19 protein-coding genes are annotated in these 23,593 nt (G+C 71.7%); 9 read left to right on the forward strand and 10 right to left on the reverse strand.

All coding sequences use genetic code 11. From position 1 onward, the window contains the following. Positions 1-2: 2 nt before the first annotated feature. A complete protein-coding gene (locus ACQUSR_RS28660; protein ID WP_431045492.1) occupies positions 3-944 on the forward strand; it encodes a DMT family transporter in 942 nt (313 codons plus the stop codon). Continuing rightward, positions 941-1,177 carry a Trm112 family protein gene (locus ACQUSR_RS28665; protein ID WP_431045493.1) on the forward strand — a complete coding sequence of 79 codons (237 nt, stop codon included), beginning with the start codon at positions 941-943 and terminating at the stop codon, positions 1,175-1,177. The genes ACQUSR_RS28660 and ACQUSR_RS28665 overlap by 4 nt, the downstream gene beginning before the upstream one ends. A gap of 41 nt (positions 1,178-1,218) precedes the next feature. On the opposite strand, the gene ACQUSR_RS28670 is transcribed toward ACQUSR_RS28665, so the two are convergent. Next, positions 1,219-3,540 (reverse strand): MMPL family transporter, encoded by a 2,322-nt coding sequence (locus ACQUSR_RS28670; RefSeq protein ID WP_431045494.1) that lies wholly within the window; start codon positions 3,538-3,540, stop codon positions 1,219-1,221. A gap of 402 nt (positions 3,541-3,942) precedes the next feature. Here ACQUSR_RS28670 and ACQUSR_RS28675 point away from each other — a divergent pair, with 402 nt between their 5' ends. The 3 genes from ACQUSR_RS28675 to ACQUSR_RS28685 all read left to right on the forward strand — a co-directional run bounded on the left by ACQUSR_RS28675 (position 3,943) and on the right by ACQUSR_RS28685 (position 6,869). Next, positions 3,943-4,209, forward strand: coding sequence for a phosphopantetheine-binding protein (locus ACQUSR_RS28675; RefSeq protein WP_431045495.1), 267 nt, complete (start codon positions 3,943-3,945; stop codon positions 4,207-4,209). Between the two features lie 47 nt (positions 4,210-4,256). Then, the gene (locus ACQUSR_RS28680) at positions 4,257-5,438 is read left to right on the forward strand and encodes an aminotransferase class I/II-fold pyridoxal phosphate-dependent enzyme (RefSeq protein ID WP_431045496.1); all 1,182 of its coding nucleotides are present in this window, start codon (positions 4,257-4,259) and stop codon (positions 5,436-5,438) included. Between the two features lie 207 nt (positions 5,439-5,645). Next, a complete protein-coding gene (locus ACQUSR_RS28685) occupies positions 5,646-6,869 on the forward strand; it encodes a beta-ketoacyl-[acyl-carrier-protein] synthase family protein (RefSeq protein WP_431045497.1) in 1,224 nt (407 codons plus the stop codon). A 17-nt stretch (positions 6,870-6,886) separates the two neighbouring features. On the opposite strand, the gene ACQUSR_RS28690 is transcribed toward ACQUSR_RS28685, so the two are convergent. From ACQUSR_RS28690 to ACQUSR_RS28700, 3 genes are all read right to left on the reverse strand, one after another. Then, complete coding sequence (locus tag ACQUSR_RS28690) at positions 6,887-7,807, reverse strand: hypothetical protein (RefSeq protein ID WP_431045498.1); 921 nt, start codon at positions 7,805-7,807, stop codon at positions 6,887-6,889. Next, the gene (locus ACQUSR_RS28695) at positions 7,804-9,903 is read right to left on the reverse strand and encodes a PEP/pyruvate-binding domain-containing protein (protein ID WP_431045499.1); all 2,100 of its coding nucleotides are present in this window, start codon (positions 9,901-9,903) and stop codon (positions 7,804-7,806) included. Before ACQUSR_RS28695 ends, ACQUSR_RS28690 begins: the two co-directional genes overlap by 4 nt. 225 nt (positions 9,904-10,128) lie before the next feature. Further along, on the reverse strand, positions 10,129-10,524 hold the full coding sequence (locus ACQUSR_RS28700) for a winged helix-turn-helix transcriptional regulator (RefSeq protein ID WP_431045500.1): 396 nt from the start codon (positions 10,522-10,524) through the stop codon (positions 10,129-10,131). A gap of 59 nt (positions 10,525-10,583) precedes the next feature. Between ACQUSR_RS28700 and ACQUSR_RS28705 the strand changes: the two genes are divergently transcribed. The 4 genes from ACQUSR_RS28705 to ACQUSR_RS28720 all read left to right on the forward strand — a co-directional run bounded on the left by ACQUSR_RS28705 (position 10,584) and on the right by ACQUSR_RS28720 (position 13,490). Next, complete coding sequence (locus ACQUSR_RS28705; RefSeq protein ID WP_431045501.1) at positions 10,584-11,189, forward strand: NAD(P)-dependent oxidoreductase; 606 nt, start codon at positions 10,584-10,586, stop codon at positions 11,187-11,189. Then, the gene (locus tag ACQUSR_RS28710) at positions 11,186-11,617 is read left to right on the forward strand and encodes a nitroreductase family deazaflavin-dependent oxidoreductase (RefSeq protein ID WP_431045502.1); all 432 of its coding nucleotides are present in this window, start codon (positions 11,186-11,188) and stop codon (positions 11,615-11,617) included. Before ACQUSR_RS28705 ends, ACQUSR_RS28710 begins: the two co-directional genes overlap by 4 nt. 170 nt (positions 11,618-11,787) lie before the next feature. Continuing rightward, a complete protein-coding gene (locus tag ACQUSR_RS28715) occupies positions 11,788-12,726 on the forward strand; it encodes an ATP-binding cassette domain-containing protein (RefSeq protein ID WP_431045503.1) in 939 nt (312 codons plus the stop codon). After that, the gene (locus tag ACQUSR_RS28720) at positions 12,723-13,490 is read left to right on the forward strand and encodes an ABC transporter permease (protein WP_431045504.1); all 768 of its coding nucleotides are present in this window, start codon (positions 12,723-12,725) and stop codon (positions 13,488-13,490) included. The genes ACQUSR_RS28715 and ACQUSR_RS28720 overlap by 4 nt, the downstream gene beginning before the upstream one ends. Here the strand turns inward: ACQUSR_RS28720 and ACQUSR_RS28725 are convergent. The 6 genes from ACQUSR_RS28725 to ACQUSR_RS28750 form a co-directional block, all read right to left on the reverse strand. Beyond that, positions 13,474-16,629 (reverse strand): BTAD domain-containing putative transcriptional regulator, encoded by a 3,156-nt coding sequence (locus ACQUSR_RS28725; RefSeq protein ID WP_431045505.1) that lies wholly within the window; start codon positions 16,627-16,629, stop codon positions 13,474-13,476. The two genes, ACQUSR_RS28720 and ACQUSR_RS28725, sit on opposite strands and share 17 nt — an antisense overlap. Before the next feature lie 48 nt (positions 16,630-16,677). Beyond that, the gene (locus tag ACQUSR_RS28730; protein ID WP_431045506.1) at positions 16,678-19,554 is read right to left on the reverse strand and encodes a helix-turn-helix transcriptional regulator; all 2,877 of its coding nucleotides are present in this window, start codon (positions 19,552-19,554) and stop codon (positions 16,678-16,680) included. Position 19,555: 1 nt separating this feature from the next. Continuing rightward, a complete protein-coding gene (locus ACQUSR_RS28735; protein ID WP_431045507.1) occupies positions 19,556-21,349 on the reverse strand; it encodes an ATP-binding cassette domain-containing protein in 1,794 nt (597 codons plus the stop codon). After that, positions 21,336-23,027 (reverse strand): ABC transporter ATP-binding protein, encoded by a 1,692-nt coding sequence (locus ACQUSR_RS28740; RefSeq protein WP_431045508.1) that lies wholly within the window; start codon positions 23,025-23,027, stop codon positions 21,336-21,338. Before ACQUSR_RS28740 ends, ACQUSR_RS28735 begins: the two co-directional genes overlap by 14 nt. A 154-nt stretch (positions 23,028-23,181) precedes the next feature. Further along, positions 23,182-23,361 carry an ALQxL family class IV lanthipeptide gene (locus ACQUSR_RS28745; RefSeq protein ID WP_431045509.1) on the reverse strand — a complete coding sequence of 60 codons (180 nt, stop codon included), beginning with the start codon at positions 23,359-23,361 and terminating at the stop codon, positions 23,182-23,184. Positions 23,362-23,402: 41 nt separating this feature from the next. Next, positions 23,403-23,558, reverse strand: a complete 156-nt coding sequence (locus ACQUSR_RS28750; protein WP_431045510.1) for an ALQxL family class IV lanthipeptide — start codon at positions 23,556-23,558, stop codon at positions 23,403-23,405. Positions 23,559-23,593 lie beyond the last annotated feature (35 nt).

The following is a 23,593-nucleotide window of genomic DNA, read 5'->3' on the forward strand; positions in this document are numbered from 1 at the left end:
TCGTGCTGTGGGGTGTGGCGGGCGCGCTGCTGGCCAACGTCCTCTACAGCACCGGCTTCGTGCTGGAGAAACGCGCCCTGTCCGCTCTGCCTCCGCTGAGCGTCACCAGCCCCGCCCGGCTGGTGCGGCTGGTGCTCGGCAGCCCGCTGTGGATCGGCGGCGCACTCGCCCTCGCACTGGGCTTCGGCGCCCAGCTCGTCGTCTACCGCACCCTGCCGATCGCCGCCGCGCAGGGCCTGTTCGTGTCCGGTCTGGTCCTGCTGCTGATGCTGTCCTCCGCCGTGCTGGGCGAGCGGACCAGCGGGCGCGAGCGGCGGAGCATCGTGGTGATCCTGGGCGCGCTGGTGATGGTCGTCGCCTCGCTGCACGGCGGCGGGGAGTCGATCAGCCACTCCGCGCCCGCCGCCGTGCTGCTCGCGGTGTGCGCGCCGTCGCTGGCCACGGGCCTGTGGCTGTACGTCGCGGCGGAGCGGCGGGCCCGGCGGCGGCACCGGCTGCCGACCACCGGCGTGGCGTACGGCGTGGCCATCGGCCTGCTGTACGGGGTGAGTTCGCTGGCGGTCAAGGGGGTGTCGGGGGTGCTGGCGACTCATGGTCCGGGCGCGGCGCCGGCTCGGCTGGCCCTGACCCCGTACCCGTATCTGCTGCTGATCACGGGCGCCGGCGGGCTGGTGCTCTCGCAGACGGCGCTGCAGCGCTGCCGGGCCTCACTGATCGTGCCCGTCTGCACCACGGTCACCTGCGTGTTCACCGTCGCCTGCGGCACGGTCGTCTTCGGCGAGCCGCTGCCGCACGAGCCGCTGCGACTCGCCCTGCGGCTCGGCGGCACCGCATTGGCGGTGACCGTGCTGCTCACCCTGCCCCGCCACAACCCCGAGCCCGCCGCCGCGAAGCCGGATCAGCGGAACCCGGCAGTCCAAAGTATCGAAGGAAGTACGCCATGAAACCCGATGACCCGCTGCTGAGAATCCTCGCCTGCCCGCTCGACAAGGGCCCGCTCGCCCTGCTCCACTCGGACGAGGCGCTCTACAACCCGCGGCTGCGGCTGCGCTATCCGATCCTGGACGGCATTCCGCAGCTGCTGCCCTCCTCAGGCGAACAGGTCGGCGCGGAGGAGCACCTCCTGCTGCTGGCGAGACACCCCGCCGCGGCCGCCGCGTCACGATGGGAGCCATGACTCCGACGACCGACGCCGCGGTCCCGGGCGAAGGGGGACGATCACTCGTCGGTGAGCCCCAGCCTGGCGTGCAGGCGGCGCAGTGCGGGCGGCGCCCACCAGTTGGCCCGGCCCGCGAGCCTCATCACGGCCGGCACGAGCACGCCGCGCACCAGCGTGGCGTCCAGCAGCACGGCCAGCGCCAGGCCCACACCCAGCAGCTTCAGGAAGGTGATTCCTGATGTGGCCAGCGCGATCATGACGACGGCGACGAGCGCGGCCGCGGCACTGACCAGGCGTCCGGTGAGTTCCAGCCCGGCGGCGACGGCCAGCGTGTTGTCCCGGGTCTGGGCGTACGCCTCCTTGATCCGCGAGAGCAGGAACACCTCATAGTCCATGGACAGCCCGAAGGCGACGCAGAACATCAGCACAGGCATGGTGATGTCCACCAAGCCGGTCACCGTGAAGTCGCCCACCAGGGCACGCAGGTGGCCTTCCTGAAAGACGTACACCATGGCGCCGAAGGTCGCGGTCAAGCTCAGTAGGTTCAGCAGTACGGCCTTGACCGGGATCAGCACGCTGCCGGTGAACAGGAACAACAGCACCACAGTCGTGCCGCCGATGATCAGCCCTGCCGCGGGCAGCCGGTCGGCGAGCGTGTCACGGGTGTCCGCGAGGACCGCGGCGTCACCGCCGACGAGCACCGAGCCCGGCGCGCTGTCCGCCCGCAACCGCTGCACCAGCCTGGCCCCGGCGGAGGAGTACGGCTCGACCGACGGCACCACCGACAGCCAGCTGGCACCGCCCGCCGCGAAGGAGGCGGAGGCCGCGGAGGCGGCCACCACCTGCCGCCCTGCGACGTAGGAGCCCGTGACGGTGTCCACCCGGGCCACGCCCGGCACGGCCGACAGCCGGGCGGCGTAGGCGGCGACCCGCGGCCGGTCGCCGGAGCCGCTGACGGTCGGCAGTACCACGGACAGGGCGGCGTTCTCGCGGCTCGCGAACTCTTCCCGTACGAACTGCGCCGTACGGTGCGCGGGCGCGTCGCCGGGCAGGACCCGATCGTCGATCAGGCCGAAGGAGACCCGGGTGAACGGCAGGCCGAGTACCACCAGCAAGGTGATCACGCCGGTCGCACACAGCACCGGCCGCCGCATGACCGCGGTGGCGAGCCGGTGCCAGAAGCCGCCGTTCCTTGTGGCCTGCCCGGCCCCCGTGCCCTGGTCGGCGTCCGGTTTCGGCCGTCGCCTCCGGAACAGCCGCCGCACGTCCAGCGCGTCGACCCGCGGGCCGAGCAGGCCGAGCGCCGCAGGCAGTACCACCAGAGCCGCGACGGCCGCGAGCGCCACCACTGCCACGCCCGCGTAGGCGAAGGAGCGCAGGAAGTACAGCGGGAAGACCAGCAGGGCCGACAGCGACAGGGCCACCGTCAGCGCGGAGAACAGCACCGTGCGCCCGGCCGTGCGGACGCTCTGCGCGACCGCCTCGGTGGTGCCGAGGCCGCGGGCCATCTCCTCCCGGAAACGGGTGACGATGAACAGGCTGTAGTCGATGGCCAGCCCGAGTCCCAGCGCTGTGGTGATGTTGACGGCGAAGACGGAGACCGGGGTCAGGCGGGAGAGGACCTCCAGCACGACGAAGGTGCCCAGGATGGAGAACACCCCGATGAGCAGCGGCAGACTGGCCGCCACCGCACTTCCGAACACGAAGAGCAGGATGAGCAGGATGACCGGGGCCGCGTACGCCTCGGCCCGGAAGAGGTCATGCTCGCTCTGCTCCTGGACTTCCGCCGCGATCTGCGCCTCCCCGGTCGCGGAGAGCCGCAGCGCCCCGTGGCGGCCGGTGAAACGGGGGACCAGTTCCTTCGCGGTGACCCGTACCCGGTCCTCGTCGCCGCCCAGCCGCAGGAGCACCAGCGCCGAGCGCCCGTCGCGGGCCTTCAGCGGTTGTGCCGACTCGCGGGGGGCCGTCCAGTACGACGCGGCCGACAGCACTCCCGGCTCCTGAGCGAGTCGCCGGGTGAGGTCCCGCCCGGCGGACGCGGCCCGTGGATCGTCGACCGGTCCCGGGGCGCGGGCCAGGAGCACCAGATTGGGCGCACCCGAGCCGAAGCGGTCGGCGAGGAACTCCTGGGCCTTGGACGACTCCGCCGCCGGGTCGGTGAAGCCGCCGCTGGACAGCCGGTCGGCGACACCTCCGCCGACCGGGATGGCGGCCGCCACGGCCAGCAGCACGGCCAGGAGCACGGGTACGCGGCGGCGGACCAGGAGCCGTCCGAGAGCGGCGAGCCGGGAGTGGTCGGCCGGTCTCCCGGGCCCGGGCCCGGCCTCGGGCGCGGGGGACGGGCTTTCGGCTGAGGCGGTGGTGTGAGCGGCTTTGCGCACGGTGATTCCTGTGGGTCCACTCGGGAGATCTGTTGCCTTCGCACGGTTCACCAGGCTAAGGGGACCGCACGAGGTGGGCACCCGGACCGGCGTCCACCGCTGGCCTTCCCGGTCATAGGCCAAGGGCCGCGTTCCAAAGCCTGCTCCAGTCGGGCCGCTTATGCCGGAAGGTCTACACGGAGCGCCTCAGCCTTTCAGGTGAACCGGCCCGGCATCACTCAGTTCCGGGACGGAAGGCGCCGTGAATGCCCGCAACGCCTTCGTCGACTACCGCATGGGACTCGTTGTCCCTGGTGGAAATGTCAGGGGTCGGCATGCGCTCTTCGTCTACCGGGTGCAGAATCGATCTCGGGCGGCTGGCCGACTGCATGGAAACCGCCAGTACGAGAAGGGTGCGCGTCAATGTACGAGACGGTGGCTCTCCTGTTGGTCCAGGAGTTCGGGATAGCGGACGACTTGGTTCGTCCCCAAGCCAAGGCCCGAGATATCGAACTGGACTCGTTGTCCTTGGTGGAACTGGAAGTGATGATCAGGGAAAGGACGGGAATGCGGTTCAATGAGGATGCCGTGAACCTCGACAGCACCCTCGAAGAGATCGCAGCGAATTTCGTTCCAGCCGAGGAAGCATCCTCTCAACGCCGGGATTCCACGCGTACGGTCGTGAAGTAGGCGCGGCCGGGATGCGCTGCGACGAACCCCCTATCGACAGGATCACCATGACTGGCTGGATCGATGATGTCCCCATACTCGACGAGTTCGTCACCCGTCGCGACATCTATCCCTATTACCTGGTCATTGGGGACCGGCCAACGCCGGGGGAGGTAGTCGTCGATGGCGTACGCGCGATCAACGCGGCCTCGACGGACTATCTGGGGCTTGCGACCGATTCCGGCGTGTGCTCGGCGGCCGCGAAAGCTGCCGCCAAGTACGGCACCTGCTGCACCGGTTCTCCGCTGCTCGGCACCATTGGACTCCATCATGAGCTGGAAGAGGAGCTGGCCGACTTTCTCCGCCGTCCTGCGGTCATGCTGACCATGACGGGGTTCCAGGCCAACCTTTCGCTGTCCGCTCTTTTCGGCACCCATCACATGGTGATCGCGGACCAGCACATCCACGCCTCTCTCGTGGAATCCGTTTCCCTCGGACGAGCTGAGCACCGCCGGTTCGGGCACAACGACATCGCCCATGCCGAAAGGCTCATGCGTACCGCCGTCAAAAAGGGCAAGACCCCCGTCATTCTCACCGAGGGCGCGTTCTCTCTCGGCGGTGACCTCTGCCCACTTCCGCAACTTGCCGAACTGGCCGAGCGCTACGGCGCCGGCCTGATCGTCGATGGCGCGCACGACTTCGGCGTGCTCGGAAACAACGGGCGAGGTATTGGCGAGCACTTCGACGCCGAGGGCGCGATCGACATCGTCACCGGCACCCTCTGCAAGGCGTTCGGCTCCAGCGGTGGGTTCGTCGCAGGCTCGGTGAAAGCCATCCGCAACCTGCGTCACTTCGGAACTGCCCAGGTCTACTCGGCATCGCTGCCACCGGCGTCCGCAGCCGCCGCGCTGACGGCCGTACGGACGGCTCGCGCGCGGCCCGAGCTCCGCGCCGCGCTGCGGGACTCGGCGCAACGCCTCCATCGCGGCCTGGCGCAGCTGGGGCACCGTATGCCGGCCTGGCCAGGCCCCGCGGTCGCACTGCCAGCGGGGGAGCCCGAACCGGGTCTGAAGACATGGCGGGCATTGCTCGACGCGGGTGTCTTCACAGGGGCGTTTCTGCCACCCAGTGTGGCCGGGGACCAGCTCGTCCTCCGCATCACGGTCACGGCGGCACACACGCCGGACCAGGTCGACCGGATCATCGAGGTGGTCGGACGGCACCTCCCGCCCCAAACCACTGCGGCCTAGTCCTCTGGTCCTTCCCGCAGTCCCCGCACCGACGCCGGCCCCACCGGACCGTCGGGGACGGAGAGGCAAGGTGCTCCGGTTCCTGACCCCGCGCGCCCGCCCCGCGCGAACTCCCGGTCCTGGTACGCACCGCGGCCCCTGAGAGCTTCTTCAAGCCCGCTCGCTCAGCCACCGCGTCGCCACACCCCACGACGAAAGGGAACGGACATGCGCTGCGAGGCCGCTGTCACCGGCATCGGGATGATCACCCCCGCCGGACTCACCACGGAATCCACCTGGGCCACGGTGTGCCGGGGACGTAGCCTGGCTCGCACGGATCCCGACCTGGCGGGGCTGCCCGTGGACATCTCCTGCCGCGTCGACGGGTTCGATGCCGACGCCGTACTCGGCCGGCGACTGGCACGACGCCTGGACCCCTTCATCCACCTCGCTCTCGCCGCCGCCCAGCAGGCGGTCAGGGACGCCAAACTCGACCCGGCCACCTGGAACGCTCCCCGCGTAGCCGTCGTCCTCGGTGTCGGCAGCAACAGCCTGCACACCTACGCCCGTGAGTTCGATCTCATGGGCCAAGGCCACCCGGAACTGGTCTCCCCCCTGGCGCTCCCGCGGAGCGTGCCGAGCATGGCCGCCGCCGAGGTCGCCATCGCCCTGGATGCCCGCGGCCCGAACTTCACCGTTGCCAGCGCGTGTGCCTCCGGCGCCACCGCCCTGGCGGTCGCCGCCGACATGGTCACCTCGGGCGCCTGCGACATCGCTCTCGCCGGCGGCGCCGAATCCGGATGCTCGCGGATGACCGTGACCAGCTTCCAGCAAATGCATGCCCTCTCCCAGCGCACCGACGCTCCGCACCTCGCCTCACGCCCCTTCGACGCTGACCGCGACGGTTTCGTCCTGGGAGAAGGCGCGGCAATCCTTGTCCTCGAACGCCCCCGGCACGCCCTGCGCCGCGGCGCCGATCAGCGTGCACTGCTCTGTGGACACGCCTGCACCAGCGATGCCCACCATCCGGTGGCCCCGCACCCCGAGGGCACCGGCGTCGAGAGCGCCCTGCGTACGGCGTTGAAGGAGTCGGGCCTCCAGCCACGCGACGTCGGGCACGTCAATGCCCACGGCACCTCAACCCCCTTCGGCGACAGAGCCGAGGCACGCGCCTTGCACCGCGTCTTCGGCCCGGTGCCGCCCCCCGTCACCGCCCCGAAGAGCATTCTGGGCCACGCTCTGGGAGGGGCCGGCGCCATCGAGGCAGCCCTGACCGTCCTCACCCAGCAACACCAGCTCATCCCTCCCACCGCCAACCTCCAACGCCAGGACGGCGACTGGGAACTGGACATCGTCACCCAAGCCCCCCGGGCCGCGGCCATCAACGCCGCTGTCAGCAACTCATTCGGTTTCGGTGGGCAGAACACCGTCCTGGTGTTCGCCGGGGAATGAGCACGCCCGACGGCCACTCAGCGCCGGGGTTCGGCCTGACCCTCGCCAAGGACACTCGCCGTCGCGCGGTTCGTCGAGGCGTCTTCGATGCAGCCCCGCAACCGCATCAGGTCGTGCGGGGGAAGGGCGGGGCGGATCACCCCGGCGTACACCTCGTTCTCCAGGCGTTGCAGGAAGGCCCGGTCGTTCAGGGCGGCGGTGGAGCGGCGGCAGGTCTGCCACAGGTCGCCCGCGGCGAGTTCCTGGGCTTCCGGGGTCTCGTCGCCGCGCATCTCGACCCGGAACACCACGGTGGTGGCCGCCGCGTCCGGGGTGGCTTCCGGGCGGGTCTGGGTGGCGTCGGCCAGGCTGCCCCGCAGCAGCGTCAGGAGCGCCACAGCGGCGACGGCGGCGGCCAGGGTCGCCAGCTTCCGCCCGGCGCGGGACGGCGGTACGGCCGGCCGGTCTTCCAGCCGCGCCGCGCGCGACACCGCGCCGGGCGCGGTGTCGGCCGGGGCGGTGAGGGCTGCCAGCCGTCCGGCCAGACGGCGTTCCGCGTCCGGGCGGGCGGTGGCTGAGGCGATCTTCTGTATGACGAACGCGACGCCGGAGAGGGCGGCTCCGGCCACCATGAGGACGGGGATGAAGACGAAGGTCCGCTGGGTGCCGTTCACGTCCTGGGAGGCGATCCAGCGGAAGCGGCGGTCCTGCGCCGTCTCCCGGGACTGCTCCAGCCGCCGCCGTACTTCATCGACGCGGGCGTCGTACTCCGCCAGCCGCCGCTCCAGCCGGGACAGCCGGGAGAGCAGGATCAGGCAGACCAGGAAGCCTTCGATCACCAGGAGCAGGACGCCGGAGATCAGCGCGCGCTGCCACTCCCACCGGTACAGGTACAGCACCACGTAGTACCCGGCGTAGGCGGCCGAGAGCCCGCCGAAGAGGTAGCTCACATACTTCACGCCGCCGCTCCCTTCCCGCTCGCCGAGGTCCGCGGCGCGTGTTCACCGGTCTTCTCCACCGCTCCGGTGCCGCCGTCCACCGACAGTCCGGTGCCGGGCGGGAAGCGGTCCAGGGCGCCGGGTACGCCGACGGCGGTGGGCACCCGGTACTCGCGAGCGAGTACGGCCAGGTGGGACAGGACGCTGCCGGTCTCGGCCACCAGGCCCGCGAGTCCGGGAAGCAGGGGAGCCAGGGTGGGGTCCAGCGCGCGGACGACCAGCACCGCGTGCTCGGGCCGGTCGCCGTGGCCGTCCCAGGCGATGCCGGTGCCGAAGCCTCCGCCGGCGCCCTGGCCCGCGCCGGTGCGGCCGCGACCCACCGTGATCTGTGCCACCGGGTGGCCGTCGGCCAGCCGGAAGGCGGCGGGGAGGGCCGGGGCGTCCGGCCGGGGGAGGCGCTCGGCCAGGTCGGGCGGGAGTCCGCCGCCGTCCGCGGCCTCGGTCAGCTCGCTCCAGCGCAGCAGGAGGAGGCGGGAGAGCCCGATCACACCGTCACCGACGCGTAGCCTGGCGCTGAGTTCGCGGATCATCCCGGCCTGCATCTCCTGCACCCAGCGGATACGCAGCCGCAGGCCCTCGCGGACCGGGAGCGCTCCCACACCGTGTGGCACGCCGGTCCCGGCCGTGGCCTCCGGGAGGGCGCCGCGTTCGCCGAGCGTGGGGGGCAGCAGGGACAGCAGAACGGGGTGGCGGGCGAGCAGTTGGTCGTCGCTCAGGCCCTGCGCCCGGACCTCGGCCAGCACGGCCAGCGCCTCACCGGCGGCCGTCGCACCCGAGCCCGGCCCGAGCAGCGCGCCGGCCAGCGATTCCTGCGCGTGCAGGGAGGACAGTACGGCGCGCCCCCAGGAGACGGCGTCCAGGATCTGGCCGCTGAGCATCTGCTGCGGGGCGGGCAGGTGGGCGAGGTGCCGGTCGACGTCGGCCATGAGGTCCAGCGCGAGCAGCGGCAGCGCGGAGCGCAGCCGTCCCACTCGCCAGGCGGCCATGACGCGGCGGGCACCGGGCGCCGGGTTGATGAGGCGCAGTAGGGGATGGGTGGCGGGCGCCGCACCGAGGAGGTGCAGGTCGGCGGCGGCCCGGCCGTCGACGGTGGTGACCACCGGCAGGGTGCGGAGCTGCCGCCGGGGGGCGGCTCCCGCGATGTCGAGGGCGAGGGTGAGGCCGTGGGACATGGGGGTGACCCACAGGTCCTCCTCCAGCGGCTGGAGCACCCCGGGAAAGGTCTCGGCGACCGGGCCGGGACCCAGCAGCCGCGCGCCGCGCGGCGGCCGGACGGCCATCGCGGTGATCGGACGGGACTGGAACAGCCACAGGCGCCCCTCGGCGTCGAAGCCGAACTCCATGTCCTGGGGGCTGCCGAACACCCGCTGGGTCTTCCTGGCCAGCCGGGCCAGCGAGGTGGTCTCGCGCCGGCCGAGCAGCCGTGCGGAGCGGGGTTCGGCCGGATCGGCCCGTAACCGTCTGCCTGAGCGGGACAGTTGGTAGCGCACTCCCTGGGTGCTGCCGTCCACCAGCCGGTCGGGGCCGCCACTGACGGCGCTGACCAGGATGCGGTCCTCGCGGCCCTCCACCGGGTCCGCGCCGAACATCACCCCGCCGGTGACCGCCCGCAGCATCGGCTGCACCAGGACCGCCATGCCGTCCAGCGGGTCCGCGTTCCGCCCCTCGGGAGGATGCAGCACCTGCACGCGGCGGGCCGAGTCGAGGACCGCCCGCACCGCGGCGGTGAACTCCTCCCAGCTTCCTACGTCGAGCACGGACTCGAAGCGGCCGGCCATCGAGGAGTCCTCCGTGTCCTCGTGCGCCGAGGAGGACCGTACGACCAACGGCCGCCCGCCTTCACCGGACAGCTCGCGCCAGGCCAGGCGCAGCGCTTCTTCTCCGGTGGGGGCGCCCTTCGCCCGCCCGGCGGGTACGAGGGCGAAGCCTGGGAGCACCGGCAGCCCCGCCACGGCCGCGCGGGCCAGATGAGCGGCCTTGGCGCCAGTGACCGCGAGGTCCTTCGCACGTTCGGCATCCAGCGGCACCACCGCCAGCAGATCCGCATCGATTCCCACGTCCCCCTCCTTCTCCGCACGCGCGCGGGCCAGGGCCGACCCGGTGGACGCATGCGATAGCCCCTACCAGGTAGAGACGCCTCATCGCATACGGGAGGTTGAGAGACGGTTACTTCCAGGGGCGGGCCCCACCGCGATCGGGCGTGAACACGCCCACCCCAGGTGTGCCGGGTCGTGCCCCGCGCCGACAGATGCCGACAGAATCAGCACCGCCTCCCGAACTGATCAGCCATCAGCCGCCCCCAATGAACCTGCCTCGTGCGCGTCGATCAGCTCGTCCCAGTGATCCCGTGTCCATGCGCAGGCCGCGTCCAGCGGCCCCAGCAGGCCCCGGCCGAGCGGGGTCAGGGCGTACTCGACACGGCGCTCCGTTCCCCTGTACTCCTCCCGTACGACGAAACCGGCCCGCTCCAGCCCACGCAGGGACTGGGTCAGTGACTTGGCCGTGACGCCGCGCAGCGGGACCTTGAGCTCCGAGAACCGGCGCGGGCCGTCCTGCAGGCACCGCAGGATCATCGTGGCCCACTTGTCGCCCACGCGGAACGGCACCAGCGGGGACGGGCAGACGGGGTCGAACATCTCGGGATCCAGTGGGGCCCGTACGGCCTGGGACTTCGCCATGATCCTTACCGTAAGGCGGTATCCGATCGGAAACCAGCCATCCGCCTACGCTCCCGCCCATGGAAGCGAAGAGCAGCAGAATCATCGTATTCGGATCCGGCGGCAGGGTCGGCGGGGCGGCCGTGGCGGAGGCCCGGCGACGGGGCCACGAGGTCACGGCGGCCAGGCGGGCCGACGGGGAGGCGACGGACCCGGCGGCCGTGGCGCGGCTCGCGGCCGGGCACGACGCGGCGATCGTCGCCGTGTACGACCCAGGGGCACGCCCCGGCGAGTTCTTTCCCGCCGTCGCCCGCGCCCTCGCGGAGGGGCTCGCGGCGGCCGGGGTGCGGCGGCTGGTGTCGGTCGGGTTGGCGTCCGTACTCCCCACCGCGTCCGGGGCCTTGCTGATGGACACCCCCGGGTACCCGCAGGACTGGCGGGAGTTCTTCGTCGGCCACGGCGCCGGCACCGACGCGCTGCGGGCGGCCGCGCCGGCGGCGCTGGACTGGGCGGTGCTGAGCCCGGCGGGGGACTTCGACCACGAGGGTGAGCCCTCGGGCGGGTACGCGGTCACCCCGGCCGCCGCCGACAGCCGGATCACGCCGGGGGACTTCGCCCGTGCGCTGCTGGACGAGGTCGAGGTCCCGACCCTGCACCGGACTCACGTGGGGGTGTCCGCCGTATGACGCACACGGTCCACGACAACCCGACGCCCTGGGTCGCCGACCACATCCGCCGCTTCGAGGAGACCGGCGGCCGCCCCCGCCCCGGGGTGAACGACCTGCTCCTGACCACCAGGGGCCGCAAGTCCGGCCTGCTGCGCCGCACAGCCCTCGCCTATGTGCGGGATGGGGACGCGTACGTCCTGACGGCGTCCAACGCGGGCGCGGACCACCACCCGGCCTGGTACCTGAACCTGCTGGCCACCCCGGAAGTCACGCTCCAGGTCGGGGCGGCCACCTTCACGGCGACGGCCCGGCCGGCCACGGTGACCGAGGCGGCCCGCCTGTGGCCGGTCGTCATAGCCGCGATGCCGGCGTACGCGGGCTACCGCACCGCCACGACCCGGGAGATCCCCTTGGTCCTGGTTGCTCCGGCGGAGCGAGCGGGCTGACGGTTCAGCCTGGGGGAGGGCCCGGCGCAGGCGGTTGCCGTCGAAGCGGAGGCGGTCGCCTGTGGGCTGTGGCGGTGCTCTGACCAGGGGCGATGCGGTGGAACTCCGTGTCAGTGGTCGTGTCAGGGGCGTGACAGATGGGTGACAGGCCCGGCGGGGATGGTGGAGGCATGAAGAGTTCGGCAATCGCAGTTTCAGGGCTGCGCAAGGCATATGGCGACAAGGTCGTGCTCGACGGCATCGACTTCGAAGTCGCCGCGGGATCGGTTTTCTCCATGCTCGGCCCGAACGGGGCGGGCAAGACGACGACGGTGAACGTCCTGACGACGTTGCTGAAAGCAGACGCCGGGACGGTGCGCGTCATGGGGCACGACGTGGCGACCGCGACCAAGGAGGTGCGCTCGGTCATCGGAGTGACCGGTCAGTTCGCCGCGGTGGACGAGCTGCTGTCGGGTCGGGAGAACCTGCAGCTGATGGCGGACCTGAAGCGCGTGCGCTCCGGCGACCAGGTGGTCACGCGGCTGCTGGAGCGGTTCGACCTGGTGGAGTCGGCGGCCAAGTTGGCGTCGACCTACTCCGGCGGTATGCGCCGGAAGCTGGACCTGGCGATGACGCTGGTCGGCAACCCGCAGATCATCTTCCTCGATGAGCCGACGACGGGTCTCGACCCGCGCAGCAGGCGCACGATGTGGGAGATCGTCCGCGAGTTGGTGGCCGAGGGCACCACCATCTTCCTCACCACCCAGTACCTGGACGAGGCCGACGAGCTCGCCGACCGGATCGTGGTGCTGAGCGACGGCAGGATCGCCGCCGAGGGGAGCGCCGATGAGCTGAAGCGGCTCATCCCGGGCGGGCACGTGCGGCTGCGGTTCACCGACCCGGCCGCGTACCGGGCGGCCGCCACCGCGCTGCGCGAGGTCACCACCGACGACGAGACGCTGTCGTTGCAGATCCCGAGCGACGGCAGCCAGCGCGAGCTGCGTGTCATCCTCGACTGGCTGGACTCGGCCGGCATCGAGGCGGACGAGCTGACCCTGCACACCCCCGACCTCGACGACGTCTTCCTCGCCCTGACCGAGCGCACGAGCAAGGAGGCGATCGCACAGTGAGCACTGTCTCGACACCGTTGGCCGATTCGGCGATCATGTTGCGCCGCAACCTGAAGCACACCCTGCGGAACCCGACCACGATGTTCAACGCGGTCCTGTTCCCGATCGTGATGATGCTCATGTTCGTCAAGGTGTTCGGTGGCGCCTTCAACGTCGGCCCCGACGTCGACTACATCGACTACGCGACGCCGGGTCTGCTCGTGATGGCCGTCAGCTACGGCCTCGGGGCCACCGCGACGGCCGTGAACGACGACATGACGAAGGGCATCATCAACCGGTTCAAGACCATGGACGTCTCCCGCGGAGCCATGCTGACCGGACACGTCGTCGTCACCACGGTGCGCTGCCTGGTGGCCTGCGCGGCCATCATCGGGGTGGCCTTCGCGATGGGGTTCGACCCGGACGCGAGCGCCGTCGACTGGCTCGGCGTGATCGGTCTCGTCGTGCTGCTCAGCTTCGCGGCCGGCTGGCTCACCGTCGCCATGGGCCTCGCCGCGAAGACCGCGGAGTCGGCGGGTATGGCCGCCGTGCCGCTGGTCATGCTGCCGTTCCTGAGCAGCGCGTTCGTGCCCGCGGACACGATGGGCACCGGCGTGCGGCAGTTCGTGGAGTACCAGCCCTTCACCCCGATCATCGAGACGCTGCGCGGGCTGCTGGGAGGCGACCTGTCGACCGGCGACGCGATCGCGGCCCTCGCCTGGTGCGTCGGGCTCGCCGTCCTCGGGTACGTGTGGGCGGTCTCCACGTTCAAGAAGCGAGCGTGACCTCGACCAGCTGCGACCAGCTGGTCCGCGTCCCCTCCCGAGCCGCCTCGGCGAACCGCGCGTCGCCGAGGCGGCGCCGCGCGGTCTGCTCGATCCGGGCTACGTCCGGGTGGGAGCGGTCCTGCAGCCCGCGTACGCCCGCGCTCGCCGCGAGCAGCCGCGCGGCCTGCTCGGGCTGGTCGCGGCGCAGCGCCAGGTCCGCGACGCCGACGAGCACCTGCGCGATCATGAGCGCGTACCCCGACTCGGCCGCCGCCTTGCAGGCCGCGGCGTAGTGTTCACGGGCCTCGTCGAGATCGTCGGCGAGGTAGCCCAGCAAGTCGTGCGTCACCCCGCGGATGCCTGCACGCTCCGCCTCGTCGCCCAGCATGGTCATCGCGACGTCGAGTTGCCTGCGAGCCTCCTCGGCGTCGCCGCTCCAGCGAGCGAGTTCCGCCTTCGTGAAGGCCAGCTCGACCAGCGCCTCCCGCCAGGTGACCTTCTCGGCGTACCGCTGCGCCTCAGCCATGGCGGCCGCGCTGGCGTCCTCGTCGCCGAGGAGCCAGTACAGCTGGGCCTGGCGCGCCCGCATCCGGATGATGTCCTCGACGGACCCGACCTCGGTGACGACCGCGATCGCCTGTTCCAGGTGTGCGCACGCACGGGCGAACTCACCGCGCACGGCGATGCGGTCCGCCAGCTCGGCCAGTGCGAAGTAGATCCCGAACCGGTCGCCGATCACACGGAACTCGGCGAGCGCCGTCTCGAGGCATGCGTCCGCGTCCCGCCCCCCGTCGCCTGCCATGACCCGCATCTTGCCGAGGTGCAGCCGGGCGAGCGCGCGCACCCAGGGGTCCTCGTGGTCCAGCAGCGGTTCCCACGCGGACAGGAACGCGCCCGGCTCCCGCAGTATGCGCTCCAGGGGGACGATCAGGGACAGCAGAGGGTTGGGGGACTTGATGCGCTCGCGGAGCCGGTACGTCTCGTGGATCCACTCCGCCGCGTCGCGTTCGTCGGCCCGCCCGGAGCTGGCGAACATCCCGACGAGCCCGTACACCAGGGCCCGGGTCTCGTCGTCCACCTCGCCGGGGGTGTTGGTGGCCGCGGTGATCAGCTCGACGCCTTCGGTCTTGTGGCCGCTGAACCACCAGTACCAGCCGGCTCCTGCCGCGAGCCGCATCGCCGCCTGTGCCTCGCCCGCCGCGAGCGCGCCCCGCATCGCGGAACTGATGTTGTCGTGCTCCGCGGTGAGCGTGGCGAGCCATTCCAGCTGGTCGGAGCGGCGCAGCTGCGGGTCGGCGGTCTCGGCGAGTTCGGTGAAGCAGGCGAGATGCGCCTGGCGCGCCAGCTCCGACTCCCCCGCCTCGGCGAGGCGCTGCGCGGCGTACTCCTTGATCGTGCCGAGCATCCGGTAGCGCGGTGCGCTGTCACCCGCGGCGACGAGGAGCGACTTCTCGGTCAGCGCGGTGAGCAGCTCGAGGACCTCCTCCTGCTCGACGGTGTCGCCGACGCAGACCCGCTCGGCCGCTTCCAGGCTCGCCCCGCCCGAGAACACCGAGAGCCTGCACAGGACCGTCCGTTCGGCGTCGGTCAGCAGCTCCCAGCTCCAGTCGACCATCGCGCGCAGCGTCCGGTGCCGCGGCAGCGCGGTGCGGCTGCCGCCGGTCAGCAGGCGGAACCGGTCGTCGAGCCGGTGGGCGAGCTGGTCGATGGACATGGTGCGCAACCGGGCCGCGGCCAGTTCGATCGCCAGCGGCATCCCGTCGAGCGCCCGGCAGATGCGCACCATCGTCGACAGCGTGCGGGCGTCGACCGCGAGATCCGTGCGCACCGCGCTCGCCCGGTCCCGCAGCAGCCGGACGGCGGGCGCGGACTCGATCTCGCCGGGGCGGGCGTCCCTCTCCGGCAGGGCAAGCGGCTGGACCGGCCACAGCGCCTCGCCGGTGATGCCGAGCGGTTCCCTGCTCGTCGCCAGGATCCGCAGCCGCCTGCACTCCCCGAGCAGCCGATGGGCGAACGCCGCCGCCGCTTCGATCACATGCTCGCAGTTGTCCAGGATCAGCAGCGTCTCGCGGTCGCGGATCGCGGCGATGAGCCGGTCCGTCGGCTCCATGTTCGGTGCCTCGCCGAGCAGGGTGTCCCGCAGGCCGAGCCCGGCGAGTGTCGCCTGCGCCACGTCACCGTCGGCGCCGATGGCCGCGAGCTCCACCAGCCAGGCGCCGTCCGGCAGGTCACCGAGCAGGGTGCACGCGGATTCCGTGGCCAGCCTGGTCTTCCCCGAGCCGCCAGGGCCGATCAGGGTGGTGAGCCGGTGGTCGGCGACGAGTTCGCGGACCGCGGCGACATCGGCGTCCTTGCCGACGAAGCTGGTCAGCTCGGCGCGCAGATTGGTCTTGCGGGTCGCTTCCTTTCGCCGCAGGCCCCGCCCCAGCTCGCCCCGCAGCAGCGCGACATGCACCGCGGACAGCTCCGGCGAGGGGTCCATGCCCAGCGCGTCGGCCAGGGCCTCCCTCGTACGCTCGTACACCAGCAGCGCCTCGCTGTCGCGACCGGCCGCCACGAGGGCGCGCATCAGCGCGGCGACGAGCCGCTCCCGCATCGGATGCGCGGCCACCAGGTCGGTCAGCTCCGTGACCACCTCCGCGCCGCGCCCGAGGGTGAGCTCCGCGTCGAACCGCTCCTCCGTGGCCGTCAGGCGCAACCCCTCGAGCCGGACGACCGCGGCGTCGAACGCGGCGCTGCCCTGCAGGCTGACGTCCTGCATGGCCGCACCGCGCCACAGCTCGAGGGCCTCGCGTAGCAGCCGCACCCGCCGGGAAGCCTCCTCGGTGCGGGCCTGGCCCGCGATGACGAGGCGTTCGAACCGCACGGCGTCGACGGCGTCGGGCCCCACCGTCAACCGGTAGCCGTCCGTCTGCCCCTCGACCACCCCGTCCGGCAGTGCCTTCCGCAGCCGGGAAACCAGGCGCTGGAGGGCGTTCGTCGCATCGGCCGGCGGGTGCTCCCCCCAGATCCAGTCGACGAGCGACGCCTTCGGGACCGCGTGCCCCGGCTTGAGCGCGAGGGCGATCAGCAGTCCGCGCAGCCGCGCGCCCGGCACGTCGACCAGGCCGCCGTCGTCCGTGCGCACCTCGAATGGACCCAGCATCCCGATCTGCACCCGCTGATTTTGCCATGGGCGTTTGGCAGGCACGCAATTGCTGACGTGCTACCCACTGTCTGGCTGAGGGCCCTGTTCGGTCGGCGTGCCGCCAGAGCTCAGCGCCGCTGCGAGCCCGTCGCGTTTGACCCTGAGCTTGCGGTATGCGCCGGACAGGTGGAACTCCACATTTCTGATCGTGACGCACAACTGCTCGGCGATCTGCCGGTTCGTCGCCCCCTGGGCTGCCAGCACGGCGATCCGGTGCTCCTGCGGGGTGAGGCCGTCCGGTGCTGTGCGCCGCGCCGTGCCCCGGCTCGGCTCAAGGGCCGCAAGGTGGCCGCGGACCTGTGTCTCAAGGGGTTCCGCGCCGCACGAGCGGGCCAGTTCGGCGGCCCGTCGGAGGGCGTCGAGGCCGGTCTCCCGCCGGCCTCGCTCGTGCGCGTGGACGCCGAAGTCCAGCAGCGCGCAAGCCAGGTGGAGCCGGGAAGGGGATCGCTCCAGCATGGCCACCGCCTCGGTGAGCAACGTGGCTCTCTCCTCGCCGTCGGCTGCTCTGCCGAGCGCGTGCAGGGCGTTGCCGATCGTGCGGGCGGTGCCCCATTGCCGGGCGTAGGACAGTTCCTCGGCTGCCAGCTCGCGTGCGCGGTCCACCGTGCCGAGCCGGGTGTACGCCATGGCGGCCCGCGTTCTCCAGGGAGCCACCGCCGGGTTCCGCATCTGCCACACCTCGGCCCGGCGGCCGCACTCCTCCAGGTCGTCGATGGCGCCGTGCGGGTCGCCGTCGGCGATCCGCAGTGAGCCGCGGGCACACAGGACGAAGTTGTGGTGGAGGAGTTCGGGGAGCGGGTCGGCCAGTAGCCCCCAGTCGGCCAGGGCTTTGTGCGCCTCGCGCAGTCGGCCGGCGGGCACGAGGACGTCGACGAGCCATGCGACGCAGCTCAGCGCGTCGCCGTCGGTGGCGTGGGCGGTGCCGCAGTCCCTGAAGGCCGCGAGAGCGGCGCGGAACTCGTCGGCGGCGCGGGCGATATCGCCGAAGGCCTGTGACAGGCGGCCGTGAGCCATGGCCATGATCGCGGCGGCGCGTGGTGATCCGCTGTCCTTGGCGATGCGGTCCGCCACCGCGTACAGCTCCTTGGCGGTCTCGGGTTCGTCGGCGCAGGCGAGCGAGAACAGCGAGTAGTAGCCGGGCGGCCGGAAGAACAGCGCGTCGGCTCCGGTGAGGGCGTCTCGGGTGAACCGTACGACCTGCTCTCGCGACCGGCCGTGCCAGCTGTTCATCGCCGCCATGAACGCCAACCGCGACCGCCGCAGGTTGGCGCTGTCCGGCACCTGTGCGGACATGCGGTCGATGCGTGCTCGAGCCTCGGGCACGGTCGACATCCGCTGGAACTGCGAGACCATCGCCATGGAGTTCAGTGCCCAGGTCAGATCGCGGTCGTCCGGACCGAGCCGGGCGAGGACGGCATCGGCCACGTCCACGGCTTCCTCGTGGGCGCAGACGATGCACAGTGCGGGAACGAGGCTCAGTGCCGCCCGCGCGGCGTCCCTAGCGTCGACCGCGTCCTCCAGCGCGGTACGCAGTCGATCGATGCCCCGGGCCGGGGCGAAGGCCACTTCAGCACTGCCCAGTTCGGTCAGCAGGCGGGTGCGCTCGGCCGGGGAGGGGCGCTGACGCAGCGCGTGCTGCAGGTAGGTGGCGGCGACATCGGGGGCGCCCCGTTCCTCGGCCAGATAGGCCGCTCGACGCAGGACGTCCACGGCCCACGGAAGGGGAGTCGAGCCGATGTTGAGCAGGTGGGCCGCGATCTGCTCGGCGGGTGCCTGTGCCTGGCGCAGCAGCTGGGCGGCCGTGATGTGCGTGGCGATGCGACGGCCGACGGGGGTGTTCTCCAGTACCGCCTTGCGGACGAAGGAGTGGATGAACGTGAGCGGGTAGGAGTTCTGCAGAACCTTCATCTGCACGAGCGCGTCGAGCGCCTGGGCAGCGGCGCCGAGGCCGAGGTCGGCCAGGTCGGCGGCGAGACCGAATTCCGCGCGGTCTCCCAGGATGGCCACCGCATGGGCGAGTGCCGCCGCGTCGGGACAGGACCGGAATCGGGCCATCAGCCGTGCGGCGACGGTCGGGGAGCCCAGTTCGCGCACTGTCGCGTCGGTGATCTGCGCCGATGGTGTGTTCTGCGCATGGAGCGTGTGCAGCAGTTCGCCGAGCAGGAACGGGTTTCCCCGGGTGACCTCGTGGCAGGCCGGGGCGAGTTGTGCGGCGGCGGTGTCGCCCACCGACCACCGCACGATCTCCGCGACATGGTCCGGTCCCAGAGGTGCCGGCCGTATGCGGTGCGCCGCGGCCACCAGGTCGTGGAGCGGCTCCTCCGCGTGCGGCCGCTCGCCTTCGGTCATGGACAGGACGAACAGCAGGGGCATCGTCTCGATGCGGCGGACCGCGTACGACAGATAGCGCAGGGACGGCGCGTCGGCGAGGTGGGCGTCGTCCACGGCGATGAACAGCGGGCCCCGGTCCGCGAGCGCGCCCATCAGCCGGTACAGGGCGTGATGCGTCGCGAAGCTGCCGCGAACGCTGGGCGGAGCGCTGAACCCGCGGTCCCTGAGGACGGTCGCCGCCGCATGCCCCGCAGCCCCCAGCAACTCTTCCTTCTCCGCGTCACCCATGTCGGCGAGGAGCCCCCCGAAGACCTGGCGGACGACACCGAAGGCGAACTCGCGCTCCAAGGGCGCGCCGTTGCCCCGGCCGACCATGACCCCGCTTCGACGGGCCGAGTCGACGGCTCCGTCGAGCAGTGCGGTCTTGCCGATTCCGGGCTCGCCCGTGAGCAGGACGACGGCGGGGTGGCCTCGGGTGGCGTCGGACAGTAGGTCGTGCAGCGAGCGGAGCTCATTACTCCGTCCGACGAAGGGCCGTGGTTCCGCCTGGTGGTGTCGCGCCATCTCAACCTGCTGTGATCGTTGGGAGCCCGTCGCCGGGGTATCGGCTGGGGGACGCCTGATGGGGTGGCCTCGGCGGTGTGCGCCAGTGTCCGACGAGTTCGGCGTAGAGCGGGGAGGACGCCTGGAGCTCGGCGTGGGACCCCAGCACAGGGCCGGTGTCGGCGAACAGCAGGACGCGCCGGGCGCGGCGTGCGGAGGTGATGCGGTGGGCGATGACGATCAGGGTTCCCCCTCGGGCGGCGAACGCCTGCTCGGCTCTGGCCTCTGCGGCCGGATCCAGATGGCAGGTGGCCTCGTCCAGCACGACGATGCCCGCCGGGGACAGATGGACCCGGGTCAGCGCGATCAGCTGCCGTTCGCCGCTGGACAGCTGAGCCGTCTCCGGACCGAGCCAGGTGTCGTACGAGCCGAGCCGCCGCACCAGGGGACGCAGGCCGACCGCGTCGACGGAGGCGTCGAGCTCGGATTCGGTCGCGTGGGGGTGGAGGTAGGCGAGATTCTCCCGCAGGGTTCCGGCGAAGATGTACGCCTCTTGCGGGATCAGGGCCATGCTGGTGCGCGCCACGTGCGCCGAGATGTCGGTCAGCCGAATGCCGTTGAGGCGCACCTCACCTGCCTGCGGGTGCAGATCGCCGATCAGCAGTCGGGCCAGCGTGGACTTGCCGATGCCGCTGGGGCCGACGATCGCGAGGTGATCACCTGGCGGCACGTCCAGATGGAAGTCGTCGAGCACCGGCTGGGCGTGGGGGCCGTAGGCGAAGGTGAGGCCGTGCAGTTGCAGGCTCGGTCCCGGGAGGGCTCCGGCCTGGTCGGGCAGGACGTCCTTGGGCGCGTCGGCGGGCAGTGTGGTGGCTTCGCGTAGGCGTCGCAGTACGACGTACAGTTCGAGGCCCGACGAGCCGATGGTGCCGACGAGCGCGCCCAGGGTGGGCACCAGGGTCGCGCTGAGGTAGGTCACGGCACCGACGATCTCCCCGGGCAGCAGCTGCCCTTGCCTGATCAGCCAGGGAGTGGCCGCGAGGAGGGCTAGGAGCGGAAGTACGCCTCCGAGGCCGATGATCAGGGTGCGAAGCGAGGTGAGCGATGCCATGCGCCTGGCGCCGCGCACGTGGGCGTCGAGGGATCTGTCGATGCCGGCCAGCGCGGGCTGCTGGGCGGCGCATGCCACGACGTCGCGGATTCCGGCCACGACAGCACCCGATGCCTGAGCGATCGCTTCCTCGGCGAGGAGCACCGTTCGCTGCTGCCCGGCCATGACGCGCGTCAGCGCGACGGACGCCGCGAGGGCGAGCAGCAGCGGTGGGGCCACGATGAGCGCGATGGAGGGCGCCAGAGCCACCACGCCGACCAGGGCAGCGGCCAGCTTGAAGACGAGGGGACGCAGGGTGCGCAGCAGTGCCGAGACCAGCTTGCGCACCCCTTCGGCGAGGTTGACGAGCCGGGCGACGCCGGAGCTGTCGCCGCGGTCGACGCCGGCCACGGCCCTGGTCAGCGAGGCGTCCACGAGTCTGCGCACCAGCGCGTCCCGCAGGGGTTCCACCGTCGCGGCCAGATGCGGGAAGACCGCTCGGGTCCCGACGGCGCCGATCAGCATGGTCAGCCCGAATCCCGCCAGCCAGCCCAGGCCGACCAGTGGCCGGTGCGCGAGGAAGCCCTCGTCCAGGGCGAGGGAGATCAGGGCTCCGGACGCCATCGCGGGCAGGGCCTCGACCAGCGACCATCCGGCGACCCTCGCCAGGGCCCGGCGCCGCTGCCGCAGTTCCCGGGTGACCAACTGCCAGTCACTGCGGCTCATCGTTCCTCCAGGTCGTGGTCGGGCCGGGCGCGCCGAAGACGACGCGGTAGTCGGGGTACTGCCACAGCGACGCGTGCGGTGCCACCGCGCGGACGCGGCCGTCGTCCAGCCACGCGACCAGGTCGGCCCGTGCGGCCGTGGCCGCGCGGTGGGCGACGATGATCCGGGTACGGTCCCGGAAGAGTTCGGTGAGCGTGGCGCTGATCTGCGCCTCCGTCACCGTGTCGAGGCTGGACGTGGCGTCGTCGAGGACCAGCACCCGCGCGTCCTGCAGCACGGCGCGGGCGAGGCCGAGCCGCTGCGCCTCGCCGCCGGAGAGCGGAGTCCGCGACAGGGGGCTGTCGTAACCGTCGGGCAGGCGCCGGATGAACGCGTCGGCCCGTACGGCGCTCGCCGCGTGCTCCACCTCGGCGCGCGTCGCCGCCGGCCGGGCGTAGCCGATCGCCTCGGCCACGGTGTCCCCGAAGAGGACCGGTCGCTCGAAGGCGTACGCGATCTGCCGACGCAGGAGCACCGGGTCGAGTGCGCCGACGTCGACCTGGTCCAGGAGCACAGTGCCCTCATCGGCGTCGGCCAGTCGGCCGACCAGCGCGGCCAACGTCGACTTCCCCGCTCCGGAACGGCCGACGAGGGCCAGGGACGTCCCCGCCCACACCTGGAGATCGACACGGTCGAGCACCATCCGACCGCCCGCGCGGACCGTGACCCCGCGGAAGGCGACATCACCCGGGCCGGCCGGTATCGGGCACGGCTCGGCCGCCGTTCGCTGCACGTGCTCGGACAGGATCTCCACGACCCGCTGGGCACTGGCCCGCAGGCCCGCGAACTCCATCAGGGCGTCGATCTGGCTGAAGAAGCCGAGGGCGAAGCCCAGATAGAGCAGGCTGGCGATGAGCTGACCGGGCGAGAGCCACCCGCCGCCGACTCCCAGTCCGGCGACCGCGAGCACCATGGCCTCGATCATCGGCATGAGCAGCATGCCCCTCCACACCGCACCCCGCTGCACGGACCAGGTCGCCTGCCCGATCTCGGCCAGCTCCGGCAGCGGACCGAGCACGCGCTCGACCTCACGGCTGGTGGTCCCGGCCGCACGGATCGTGCGGACGCCGGTCAGCGCGTCGGACATGCGCACCGCGATGGCGGTGAGCGAGCGTTGATAGCGCACGTGCAGGTCGGTCGAGTCCGCCATGAACCGGCGGATCAGCAGCAGAGCCGGTGGCAGCCCGAGCACGAAGGTGAGCCCGAGGAGCGGGTCGATCAGCCACAGGGCGACGGCACCGCCGATCGAGGTGCCCAGGGACGTCGCGATGCCGACGACGAGTGGCAGCGCTTGGGCGGTCATGGCCGCGTCGCCCAGCAGGCGGCTGGTGAGGTCGGCCGCCGGGTACCGGCCGGTGCCCTGGACCCCCAACGCGAGGATGTGCTGGAGCAGCGTCCTCCGCAGCCACGTGGCCGTTCCGATGACGCACACGGCCGCGGCGTGGCCGGCCGTGACCTGCGCCGCCACGTTGACGGCCAACACCACGCCGAGTTCGGCCAGCGCGGCCGTCTCGTTGTCGTGAGTCAGCACGGCATCGGTCGTCGCCTTCAGCATCAACGGCATGAGCAGCGCGGTGGCCGCCGCGGCCACCGAGGCCACGGCGAAGGTCGCGAACCAGCCGGGCTTCTGCCACGCCATGCGAGCGAGCAGGCGATCCTCACGACGGGGCATCTCTCTCGCCTTCTGTCCGTCAGGTCATTGTCTTAAGGGGGCAATGCGCCGGCCGGATGCCGGTCGTATGAGGGTGTCCGTGACTCACACGACCGGCACTGCGTTCAGTTACGAGCGCATGTCACTTGCCGGTGAAGAAGCACGGGCTGTTGGTGGTGAAGGCGCACGGGTTGGTGACGCCGCAGGGGTTGGTGATGCTGCAGATGTTTCCGTCGCTCCAGCCGCAGGTGACGAAGCAGTCGCCGAGCGCGACGGGGTCGTCGCCCGTGAGCATCTGCAGAGCGCTCACGTCGAATTCCATGGTGTTTCTCCTGTCTGATGAATCATTCGGTGGTTGTCCGGCTACCAGCTCGAAAAGACGCAGGCTGTGCTGACAGCGCAGACATTGCTGAGGGAGCAGGCCCAGCCGTCGCTCCAGGCGCAGGTCCACTGGCAGTCGCCCAGAGCGACGGGGTCGTCGCCGGCGAGCATCTGCAGCGCTTCGATGTCCAGTTCCATCTGGTCACCTCCCTTCGCGAGCGAGATCCGGTACG

Origin of the sequence: Streptomyces sp. P1-3 (assembly GCF_050613155.1) — a bacterium.
Taxonomy (GTDB): domain Bacteria; phylum Actinomycetota; class Actinomycetes; order Streptomycetales; family Streptomycetaceae; genus Streptomyces.